Source organism: Streptococcus sp. 79 (genome assembly GCF_013277425.1).
Lineage (GTDB): Bacteria > Bacillota > Bacilli > Lactobacillales > Streptococcaceae > Streptococcus > Streptococcus pseudopneumoniae.
In genome coordinates this window covers 19,064-30,410 of record NZ_VMMW01000017.1, presented here as the reverse complement: position 1 = coordinate 30,410, position 11,347 = coordinate 19,064, and the positions used below count along the sequence as shown (strand labels likewise).

General features: G+C 35.7%; 8 protein-coding genes. 4 read left to right on the top strand and 4 right to left on the bottom strand.

Annotated elements, in window-relative coordinates; translation table 11 throughout:
- Window positions 1-15: 15 nt before the first annotated feature.
- Window positions 16-2,568, bottom strand: coding sequence for a YfhO family protein (locus HT729_RS04225; protein ID WP_016397294.1), 2,553 nt, complete (start codon window positions 2,566-2,568; stop codon window positions 16-18).
- 59 nt (window positions 2,569-2,627) lie between these two features.
- Window positions 2,628-4,250, bottom strand: a complete 1,623-nt coding sequence (locus HT729_RS04220; RefSeq protein ID WP_172925908.1) for an ATP-binding cassette domain-containing protein — start codon at window positions 4,248-4,250, stop codon at window positions 2,628-2,630.
- A gap of 205 nt (window positions 4,251-4,455) precedes the next feature.
- On the opposite strand from HT729_RS04220, the gene trpS reads away from it, so the two are divergent.
- Together trpS and guaB are read left to right on the top strand one after the other, a co-directional pair.
- Entirely contained in the window at window positions 4,456-5,481 is a 1,026-nt protein-coding gene (gene trpS / locus HT729_RS04215) for a tryptophan--tRNA ligase (protein ID WP_000165458.1), read from the top strand.
- A gap of 151 nt (window positions 5,482-5,632) precedes the next feature.
- Window positions 5,633-7,111 (top strand): IMP dehydrogenase, encoded by a 1,479-nt coding sequence (guaB, locus tag HT729_RS04210; protein WP_000073412.1) that lies wholly within the window; start codon window positions 5,633-5,635, stop codon window positions 7,109-7,111.
- A gap of 56 nt (window positions 7,112-7,167) precedes the next feature.
- Here guaB and recF read toward each other — a convergent pair whose 3' ends face one another.
- Window positions 7,168-8,259, bottom strand: coding sequence for a DNA replication/repair protein RecF (gene recF, locus HT729_RS04205; protein WP_172931713.1), 1,092 nt, complete (start codon window positions 8,257-8,259; stop codon window positions 7,168-7,170).
- A gap of 2 nt (window positions 8,260-8,261) precedes the next feature.
- Window positions 8,262-8,630, bottom strand: coding sequence for a S4 domain-containing protein YaaA (gene yaaA, locus HT729_RS04200; RefSeq protein ID WP_000455902.1), 369 nt, complete (start codon window positions 8,628-8,630; stop codon window positions 8,262-8,264).
- Between the two features lie 158 nt (window positions 8,631-8,788).
- Between yaaA and HT729_RS04195 the strand changes: the two genes are divergently transcribed.
- Together HT729_RS04195 and HT729_RS04190 are read left to right on the top strand one after the other, a co-directional pair.
- The gene (locus HT729_RS04195) at window positions 8,789-10,039 is read left to right on the top strand and encodes a pitrilysin family protein (RefSeq protein ID WP_166727474.1); all 1,251 of its coding nucleotides are present in this window, start codon (window positions 8,789-8,791) and stop codon (window positions 10,037-10,039) included.
- Window positions 10,036-11,319: a pitrilysin family protein gene (locus HT729_RS04190; protein WP_023933019.1), complete on the top strand. Its 1,284-nt coding sequence runs from the start codon at window positions 10,036-10,038 to the stop codon at window positions 11,317-11,319. Before HT729_RS04195 ends, HT729_RS04190 begins: the two co-directional genes overlap by 4 nt.
- Window positions 11,320-11,347 lie beyond the last annotated feature (28 nt).

The window sequence follows — 11,347 nt, the reverse complement described above, 5'->3', positions numbered from 1 at the left end:
TAACTGGTCGATTTTTTATGCCTTAGATGACTTTCGTCTGTGATTATAGATTCCAAATAGTAAGAGAGAAGTAAAGGAACAGATTGCTCCAGTAATAAAACCATTGGGAATGAAGGAAAGTGTAATAGTTCCTTTCCCCTTGGGAATGTCAACTTTCATAAATCCAGTTTGAGCTTGTTTAATTTCTATTTTCTTACCATCTTGGTAGGCAGACCAACCTTTGTCATAAGGAATGGTGAAGAAAATAGATGTATCTTGTTGGACATCATATGTAGCAAAAACCTTGTTTTTAGAAGTTGATACTGTGACAGGTTGTTCTTTAATTTTTTGAATTGCCTCGGTGAAAGTTTTGGTATCTAAACGATAGAAGGTAGGAGATTCAAATGATACTTGTGAATTTCCAGGGAAACTAACATTGATATTGAAAGTTTTTTTCTCTTTAGTATAGCCTAGATTAAAGAAGGAGAAGACATTATCAGTTGTAAAAGTCTTTTTTTCACCATTTACAAGGATGTCAACCTTCTTTTGTTTATCGTTAGAAAAGTGAAGGTTTATGAAAGAGAGATAAACTTGGCTGTTTTCTGGAACTTCAATTTGATACTGGATTGCTGCATCTTCATTTGAAGAACTTGTGACACTAATCAAATCATTAGTATTTTCTATTTTTTCTGTTTTTTCATAAGGTATTGGAGAAAAATAATCAAAATTGACGTTAGCAAGTTGATTTAAAAATGAGGCCTGATTATCCAAGGTATGTTCATTGAACTTGACATCATTGTAAACAGATTGACTAGCAACTGCAATCGGAAGAGAGTATTGATTTTCATATAGGGTAAGATTATCTTTTTGATAGATATCTTTAAAGCCATACTTATCGATAGGACTGTCTGAGATATTGTACTGGATACCAAATAAACTATCAGCCAAAATACTATTATTTGCATATCGGAGATTGAGATTAGTCCCAGAGGATTTAAAACCAAGTTTATCTAAAGTAGAGCTTGATGAACGATTTCGAACAGATGAAAATTGAGAGATTCCATTGTAGTTGAATTTCATACTGTCATTTCCTGTCTGAGTTTGTAGTTTTTCAGTACGAGTAAATTGATTTCCAATATATGTTGAGAAAGATTCCATAGCTGGGATATCTCGACTATAAGCACTTCGAGAAGCAAATCCCCATTCCTTAGCAATTCCGTCCATTTGAGATGAAGCATTTAAACTCATTTCAACCAGTATAAATAAAGAGATTAGAATGGCAAATAGATTCACAGATATAAACTTTTTGATAACTGCAAGGAGTAAAAGAGAATAGACAACCAAAAATTCAAGAGTAAGCAGAATATTCAAATCTGTTAAAAAAGAATAATGCGATTTTAGATAGATGGTAGCTAAAAATCCTGCTACTACAAGAAAAAGCGAAACTAAAAAATTCCAGACTTTAAGTTCTTTCAGACGCTTTAAGACTTCTGCTGCTGTGTAAATTAACAAGGTAGAGAAAATCCAAGCATAGCGATGTAAAAACATGTTTGGAGTATGCATGCCTTGCCAAAATAAGTCAAGAGCTTCTATGTAAAAGCTTGCAATTAGAAATGCAAAGAATATTACATATATGAGTTTCACGTGAAACTTAATAGATTTCAGCGTAAAAAATAAAATGGTCAAAATAAAGGGAAGTAGTCCAACAAAAATCATTGGGATGGCCCCATACTTTGTTGTGTCAAAGGAACCAATGAATTGCTTAGCAAAGAGATCAAGATACCAGCTACTTTCAGTTTGAAACTTTGTAACTTCAGTCAATTTTTCCCCATGTGTCTGTAAATCAAATAGAGTGGGAAGAGTCATAATCAAACTAGCCATACCAGCTAAAAAGGAGATAACTATGAAATCAAGAACAGATGATTTTCGAGTCTTAAAGTCCCACGAAATTTGACAGAGATACCAGAAAATAAGAAACAATACTGTCATATATCCAAAATAATAATTTTGAATAAATAAGATTGACAGACTTGTAAAGTACAATAGGAGTTTCTTTTCAGTTATCAGTAGATGTAAACCAGTTATAATTAAAGGAATCAAGATAAAAACATCTAGCCAGGTTTTTATCTCTAATTGACTGACAGTGAAACTCATCAGAGCATAGGAAGTAGATAAGGCTAGTTTTAAAGTCTGAGGGATAGATTGAAACAATTTATTCAAACTAAAAAAGGTTGACAGACCAATCAATCCAAATTTTAAGAGAGTGGTCAGATAGACAGCATCTGGCATATTCGTTAGATCAAAAAAGTAAACTAGAGGCGCGAGAAAACTACCCAAGTAATAACTAGATAGGGCATAGAAGTTTAGCCCTAGACCACTTGTAAAGGTGTAAAACAGACTACTATTTCCATGTAGGATATTTCGTAAGGCTACATCAAAAATAACGTATTGATGAAAGCCATCTCCTAATAGAGGAGAGTTGTCGCTATTCCAGTAGATACCTTGAGATAGATATACTCCAGACATAATCACTACAGGAATGATGAAAGAAATAAAATAGATTCGATATGTTTTTAAAAATGATTTCATGTTACCTCGTAGAATGATAGAAAACTCAGCTGGTTAACCCAACTGAGTTTTGAATTTTTTTAGTCTTTCCAAAGTTCTTTAACTTTTGCTTGTACTTCTGCATTTTCTAGGAATTCATCATAGGTTTCATCGATACGGTCAATGACGCCATTTTTAGACAAGACAATGATATGGTTAGCTAGAGTTTGAATAAACTCGTGGTCATGGCTGGCAAAGATGATTGATTCTTTAAAGTTTTTCAATCCATCATTCAAGCTTGAGATAGATTCCAAGTCCAAGTGATTTGTTGGATCATCAAGTACAATGACATTTGATTTTAAAAGCATGAGTTTTGAAAGCATGACACGAACTTTTTCTCCCCCTGACAAGACATTTACAGGTTTGTTAACCTCATCTCCAGAGAAGAGCATACGGCCGAGGAAGCCACGTAGGAAAGTATTGTCATCTTCTTCTTTACTTGCGAATTGACGCAACCAGTCAAGGATTGACTCTCCTCCTGCAAAATCTGCCGAGTTATCTTTTGGCAAGTAAGAACGGCTAGTAGTTACTCCCCACTTGACAGTTCCTTCATAGTCAATGTCCCCCATGATTGCACGAATTAATGCAGTCGTTTGGATGTCATTTTGACCAATAAGCGCTGTCTTATCACCTGGACGCAAGATAAAACTGATATTATCTAAAATAGTCTCACCATCAATCTTTACAGTTAGATTTTCTACTGTCAGGAGATCATTACCTATTTCACGCTCCGCTTTAAAGTTAATAAATGGATATTTACGACTAGATGGTACAATCTCTTCTAGTTCAATCTTATCAAGCATTTTCTTACGTGATGTTGCTTGTCTTGATTTAGAAGCATTAGCAGAGAAACGAGCAACGAATTCTTGCAATTGTTTAATTTTTTCTTCTGCTTTAGCATTACGGTCTGCTAGCAATTTAGCAGCGAGTTCAGAAGATTCCTTCCAGAAGTCGTAGTTTCCGACATAGAGTTTGATTTTTCCAAAGTCAAGGTCGGCCATGTGAGTACATACTTTGTTTAAGAAGTGACGGTCGTGGGATACTACGATAACTGTGTTATCAAAGTCAATCAAGAAGTCTTCTAACCATGTAATTGATTGGATGTCTAAACCGTTGGTAGGCTCGTCCAAGAGAAGAACATCTGGTTTACCAAAAAGTGCTTTGGCAAGGAGAACCTTTACTTTCTCACCGTTGGCCAATTCGCTCATGTTTTGGTAGTGTAATTCTTCTGGAATGTTTAGGTTTTGAAGGAGTTGAGAGGCTTCGCTTTCTGCTTCCCAGCCTCCAAGCTCAGCAAACTCTCCTTCGAGTTCGGCAGCACGAACCCCGTCCTCGTCTGAGAAATCTTCCTTCATGTAGATAGCATCTTTCTCTTTCATGATGCTATAAAGTTTTTCATTTCCCATGATAACAACATCAATGGCACGTTCATCTTCATAGTCAAAGTGATTTTGACGAAGAACAGAGAGACGTTCATCTGGACCAAGAGAGATGTGACCAGTAGTAGGTTCGATATCTCCGGCTAAAATTTTTAAAAAGGTTGATTTTCCGGCACCATTAGCACCGATTAATCCGTAAGTATTTCCTTCTGTAAATTTGATATTGACATCATCAAAAAGTTTGCGATCACTAAAACGTAGTGAAACATCAGATACTGTAAGCAATGTTTTTCTCCTATATGTGTAATATATTTATTCTACTAGAAAATACGGAAATATTCAAATTTTTATCTGTCAATTTTGTGTAAATTAATTTTACAGCATACTTTACACAAATCCGTGAATAGTAAGGTTGATTTATTTTGATAAATTGCGGTTATTTCATTAAAAAAATGCTATAATTGAAGGGACTATATCGAAGGAGAACAAAATGACTAAACCCATTATTTTAACAGGAGACCGTCCAACAGGAAAATTGCATATTGGACATTATGTTGGAAGTCTCAAAAATCGAGTATTATTACAGGAAGAGGATAAGTATGATATGTTTGTGTTCTTGGCTGACCAACAAGCCTTGACAGATCATGCCAAAGATCCTCAAACCATTGTAGAGTCTATCGGAAATGTGGCTTTGGATTATCTTGCAGTTGGATTGGATCCAAGTAAATCAACTATCTTTATTCAAAGCCAGATTCCAGAGCTGGCTGAGTTGTCTATGTATTATATGAATCTGGTTTCATTAGCACGTCTGGAGCGTAATCCAACTGTCAAGACAGAAATTGCTCAGAAAGGATTTGGAGAAAGCATTCCGACAGGATTCTTGGTCTATCCAATAGCTCAAGCAGCTGACATCACAGCTTTCAAGGCTAACTATGTTCCTGTTGGGACAGATCAGAAACCAATGATTGAGCAAACTCGTGAAATTGTTCGTTCTTTTAACAATGCATATAACTGTGATGTCTTGGTAGAACCGGAAGGTATTTATCCAGAAAATGAGAGAGCAGGGCGTTTGCCTGGTTTAGATGGGAATGCTAAAATGTCTAAATCACTCAATAACGGTATTTATTTAGCTGATGATGCGGATACTTTGCGTAAAAAAGTAATGAGTATGTATACAGACCCAGATCATATCCGCGTTGAGGATCCAGGTAAAATTGAAGGAAATATGGTTTTCCATTATCTAGATGTTTTTGGTCGCCCAGAAGATGCTCAAGAAATTGCTGAAATGAAAGAACATTATCAACGAGGTGGTCTTGGTGATGTGAAGACCAAGCGTTATCTACTTGAAATATTAGAACGTGAACTGGGTCCTATTCGTGAGCGCCGTATCGAATTTGCTAAGGATATGGGAGAAGTTTATAATATGCTTCAAAAAGGTAGTGAAAGAGCGCGTGAAGTTGCAGGTCAAACCCTATCTGAGGTTAAAGGAGCAATGGGACTTCATTACTTTAACTAAGTTTATTTTACAAGAAACTATCATTTCTATCTCGAAGAAAAGATAGTTTTTTATTTACCCCTGTAACATTTGACAAATTTTTATAGAATGGTATGATAGATACAATATAAAAAGAGTCAAGCTCAAAAAGAAAGAAAAGAGGAAACTTCGAATGTCTAATTGGGACACTAAATTTTTGAAAAAAGGTTTTACCTTTGATGATGTATTACTTATTCCAGCTGAAAGTCATGTGTTGCCTAACGATGCAGATTTAACAACTAAATTGGCAGATAATCTGACTTTAAATATCCCAATTATTACCGCTGCCATGGACACAGTTACAGAGAGTCAAATGGCTATTGCTATTGCTCGTGCAGGCGGTCTCGGAGTTATCCATAAAAACATGTCAATTGCTCAACAAGCAGACGAGGTTCGTAAGGTAAAACGTTCTGAAAATGGAGTTATTATTGATCCGTTCTTCTTGACACCTGAACATACAATTGCTGAAGCAGATGAGCTTATGGGTCGTTACCGCATCAGTGGTGTTCCAGTTGTTGAAACACTTGAAAATCGTAAATTGGTTGGTATTTTGACAAACCGAGATCTTCGTTTTATTTCAGATTATAACCAACCAATCTCAAACCATATGACTAGTGAAAATCTTGTTACTGCTCCTGTGGGTACAGACCTTGCAACAGCTGAGAATATTCTTCAAGAACACCGTATTGAAAAACTTCCGTTGGTAGATGAAGAAGGTCGTCTTTCTGGCTTGATTACTATCAAAGATATTGAAAAAGTTATTGAGTTTCCAAATGCTGCTAAAGATGAGTTTGGTCGTCTTCTAGTTGCAGGTGCAGTAGGTGTTACTTCAGATACATTTGAACGTGCAGAGGCTCTTTTTGAGGCAGGAGCGGATGCGATTGTTATTGATACTGCACATGGTCATTCTGCAGGTGTCTTGCGTAAAATTGCTGAGATTCGTGCTCACTTCCCAGATCGTACTTTGATTGCTGGAAATATTGCTACTGCTGAAGGTGCACGTGCCCTTTATGAAGCAGGTGTAGATGTTGTCAAGGTTGGTATTGGCCCAGGTTCTATCTGTACTACTCGTGTGATTGCTGGTGTTGGTGTTCCGCAAGTAACAGCTATCTACGATGCTGCAGCTGTTGCGCGTGAATATGGTAAAACGATCATTGCTGACGGTGGAATCAAGTATTCTGGAGATATTGTAAAAGCCCTTGCTGCAGGTGGAAATGCAGTTATGCTTGGATCAATGTTTGCTGGAACTGATGAAGCTCCAGGCGAAACTGAAATCTTCCAAGGACGTAAGTTTAAGACTTACCGTGGTATGGGATCAATTGCTGCTATGAAGAAAGGTTCAAGCGATCGTTACTTCCAAGGTTCTGTCAATGAAGCAAACAAACTCGTTCCAGAAGGAATTGAAGGTCGTGTTGCTTATAAAGGAGCGGCAGCTGATATTGTCTTCCAAATGATTGGTGGTATTCGCTCTGGTATGGGTTACTGTGGTGCAGCTAACCTTAAAGAACTACACGATAATGCTCAATTTATTGAAATGTCTGGTGCTGGTTTGAAAGAGAGCCATCCTCATGATGTACAAATTACTAATGAGGCGCCAAATTATTCTATGTAAAAAACAATGAAAAGAACTCCCGTGAAAACAGGAGTTCTTTTACGATAGTGTCAATTTTAATTTACAGTAACTTTACCATCCTGAATAGTGAAGATACTTAGATTTTCTGGTAGATTTTGGAGATGATCTAAGCTTGTTGTTGTGATAAAGGTTTGGATTGAATGAGAAATCGTTTCTAATAATTTTAGTTGTCTAGTGTTGTCAAGTTCGCTCATAACATCGTCAAGTAGTAATATTGGAGATTCTGTAGTAATACTTTCCATTAACTCAATTTCTGCTAATTTTATAGAGAGGACGAGACTACGATGTTGACCTTGACTTCCAAAACTAGCATCCATCCCATTTATATAAAAAGAAATATCATCTCGATGAGGACCAACACCAGTATTCTTTTTAAATAAATCTCTGGATCTACTTTTTTCTAAAGCAATTTTGAAAGATTCGGATAAGTCTTCCTTGTCAGTTATCTTTACAGAAGATTGATAGAATATTGACAGTTCTTCAATCTGATTAGAAAGTTCAAAATGTTTCTTACGCCCAAATGATTCTAGTTTTTTTATGAAATCTAAGCGGTGATTCATTACACGACATCCATAATCAATTAGCTGATCATCTAAGACTGAAAGGAAGGTTTCATCTATTTTTTGAACTGATTTTAGATAAGTGTTTCTTTGTTTTAGGATGTGATTATAATTGGTTAAATCTGATAAATAGATTGGCTTAATTTGCCCAAGCTCCATATCAATGAATTTTCGTCGAATCGAAGGGGCTCCTTTAATTAGTTGTAAATCTTCAGGAGCAAATAAGACAACATTCATGTGTCCTACATAATCTGAAAGTCGTGCCTGTTTTAAGTGATTAACTTTTGTAACACGTCCTTTTTGTGTTAGTTCAATTTCGAGAGGAATAGATCCCGTTTTTTTCTGAACGAGACCTGAAAGATGAAGTTGTTCCTCATCAAAATGAATGAGATTTTTATCTGTTCGAGTTCGATGGCTACGTGTTAAGGCTAAAAAATAGATAGCCTCTAACATATTTGTTTTACCTTGTGCATTACGTCCTAAAAAGACATTTAATTTAGGATTAAAGTCTATTTTCGTCTCTTTGTAGTTACGAAAAGTTTTGAGAGATAGGTGTTGTAGCCACATGATTATCTACCAGGGAATCGTGGAGCTTGTTTGCTTTTTGGTGATGAAGCAGGTTTCGATTTGTCTTTTTTAACTCCCTTATTCATCTTTTTGACAAGTTTAGCGATCCGTTCTTTTTCAACTTTATCAGCTTGGTATTCATCTTGTTCTTCAGAAGTAGGTTGTGTCAACAAGATGTCAATGTTCATGTCAGGGATGTCAACTTTATCGCCAATACGAAGTTTTTTTCCACGACGACTCTCTAATTCCCTATTAAAGTAAACAGAATGTTCAGAGAGAAATGATTTAATAGCTCCTCCGCTATGTGTAATTCCAAGTTCTTTGAGTAGTGCTTGGAGGGTAATAAATTCTTCAAATAATTTGTATTCCATAATTCACCTCAATCTTTGGTATTATACCATATTTTCCTAAAAATAGTGAGAGAGACAGCGAGAAATGTAAGCGATTTTTATTTCAAAAGTGTTACAGGGAACAAGAAAATTTCAGGTTTTCGTGATATAATAGAAGTCTGTATATAAGGAGGTAAATCATGGAGTTAGTGCATGGAATTTCAACACATTTTATCCAATCAAAAAAGTTTAAAACAAACAAAATTACCGTGCGTTTTACCGCTCCATTATCCCTTGATACGATTGCAGGTCACATGTTGAGTGCAAGTATGCTAGAGACTGCTAATCAGATGTACCCCACTTCTCAAGATTTGAGGAGATACTTGGCCAGTCTATACGGTACAGATATGTCAACCAATTGTTTCAGAAGAGGGCAAAGCCACATTATAGAATTGACATTTACCTATGTTCGTGATGAGTTTTTAAGTAGGAAAAACGTGCTAACCTCTCAGATTTTGGAACTTGTAAAAGAAACTCTTTTTTCACCCGTAGTAGTTGATAATGGGTTTGATCCGGCCTTATTTGAAATTGAGAAAAAACAATTGCTAGCAAGTTTAGCAGCTGATATGGATGATTCTTTTTATTTTGCACATAAAGAATTGGATAAATTGTTTTTTCATGATGAACGTCTTCAATTGGAATATAGTGATTTACGAAATCGTATTTTAGCTGAAACTCCACAAAGTTCTTATTCTTGTTTCCAAGAATTTTTGGCCAATGATCGAATAGATTTCTTTTTCCTAGGTGATTTTAATGAGGTTGAAATTCAAAATGTATTAGAATCATTTGCCTTTAAAGCTCGAAAAGGAGATATGAAGGTTCAGTATTGTCAACCTTATTCCAATATCCTTCAGGAAGGTATGGTTCGGAAAAATGTGGGACAGTCTATTTTAGAGTTGGGATATTATTGCTCTGCTGAATATGGCGATGAGCAACATTTACCCATGATTGTAATGAATGGTTTACTTGGTGGATTTGCTCACTCTAAGCTCTTTACAAATGTCCGTGAAAATGCTGGATTAGCTTATACCATTTTAAGTCAACTCGATTTGTTTAGTGGATTCTTGAGAATGTATGCTGGTATCAATCGAGAAAATAGGAATCAGGCTCGAAAAATGATGAATAATCAATTACTTGATTTAAAAAAAGGTTATTTTACAGAGCTTGAGCTAGAGCAGACCAAGGAAATGATTCGTCGGTCTTTGTTGCTTTCTCAAGATAATCAAGGTTCATTGATTGAACGTGCTTATCAAAATGCCTTACTTGGGAAATCTTCAGCAGACTTTAAAAGTTGGATTGCAAAACTCGAGCAAGTTGACAAAGATGCTATTTGTAGAGCAGCTAATAATGTGAAACTACAGGCGATTTACTTTATGGAAGGAATAGAATGACAAAGGTTGTTTTTGAAGAAAAATACTATCCAGCTGTAAAAGAAATGATTTATCGAACTCGTTTGGCCAACGGATTGACAGTTGCTCTTTTGCCTAAAAAGGAATTTAAAGAGGTTTACGGGAGTGTAACTGTACAATTTGGTTCGGTAGATACGCTTGTCACAGAAGTTGACGGAGATGTAAAAGAATATCCTGCGGGAATTGCTCATTTTCTTGAACATAAATTATTTGAGAGAGAAGATTCTAGCGATTTGATGTCGGCTTTTACGAGTCTAGGTGCAGATAGTAATGCCTTTACAAGCTTTACAAAAACAAGCTATCTTTTTTCAGCAACGGATCATTTTTTAGAAAATTTAGATTTACTTGATGAATTGGTAACATCAGCACATTTTACTGAAGATTCCATTTTAAGAGAGCAGGATATTATTCAGCAAGAACGAGAAATGTATCAAGATGATCCAGATTCGTGTTTATTCTTTTCAACCTTAGCGAATTTGTATCCAGGTACACCTTTAGCGACGGATATAGTTGGAAGTGAGGAGTCCATTTCCCAAATAAATCTAACTAATTTGCAAGAAAATTTTGCAAGATTTTACAAACCTGTAAACATGTCTCTGTTTTTAGTTGGTGATTTTGATGTGGAGCGAGTACAGGACTATTTTGAAAGCAAAGAACTGAAAGATTCAGATTTTCAGGAAGTAGCAAGAGAAAAGTTGTTTTTACAGCCTGTAAAGCCAACAGATAGTATGAGAATAGAAGTATCTTCTCCCAAACTAGCGATTGGAGTTAGAGGTAAGCGAGAAGTTTCTGAAGCGGATTGCTATCGACATCATATTTTATTAAAATTATTGTTTGCAATGATGTTTGGTTGGACTTCGGATCGTTTTCAAAAATTATATGAATCAGGTAAAATTGATGCGTCCTTATCTCTTGAAATTGAAGTAACAAGTCGTTTTCATTTTGTTATGTTGACAATGGATACGAAAGAGCCAGTTGCTTTATCCCATCAATTTAGGAAGGCCATTCGTAATTTTACAAAGGATTTAGATATTACAGAGGATCATTTAGATATTATCAAAAGAGAGATGTTTGGAGAATTTTTCAGTAGCATGAACTCTCTTGAATTTATTGCAACGCAATATGATGCTTTTGAAAATGGTGAGACAATTTTTGATTTGCCGAAAATTTTACAGGAAATTACTTTAGAGGATGTCCTTGATGCTGGACATCATTTAATAGATGATGGTGACATAGTTGATTTTACAATATTCCCATCGTAGTAACCTATTATAATAGACACTAGAAAGA

Coding starts and splice junctions, on each gene's coding strand:
- HT729_RS04195 (WP_166727474.1), top strand. CDS start 8,789: ATGGAGTTAGTGCATGGAATTTCAACACATTTTATCCAATCAAAAAAG.
- HT729_RS04190 (WP_023933019.1), top strand. CDS start 10,036: ATGACAAAGGTTGTTTTTGAAGAAAAATACTATCCAGCTGTAAAAGAA.
- recF (WP_172931713.1), bottom strand. CDS start 8,259: ATGTGGCTACAACACCTATCTCTCAAAACTTTTCGTAACTACAAAGAG.
- yaaA (WP_000455902.1), bottom strand. CDS start 8,630: ATGGAATACAAATTATTTGAAGAATTTATTACCCTCCAAGCACTACTC.
- HT729_RS04225 (WP_016397294.1), bottom strand. CDS start 2,568: ATGAAATCATTTTTAAAAACATATCGAATCTATTTTATTTCTTTCATC.
- trpS (WP_000165458.1), top strand. CDS start 4,456: ATGACTAAACCCATTATTTTAACAGGAGACCGTCCAACAGGAAAATTG.
- guaB (WP_000073412.1), top strand. CDS start 5,633: ATGTCTAATTGGGACACTAAATTTTTGAAAAAAGGTTTTACCTTTGAT.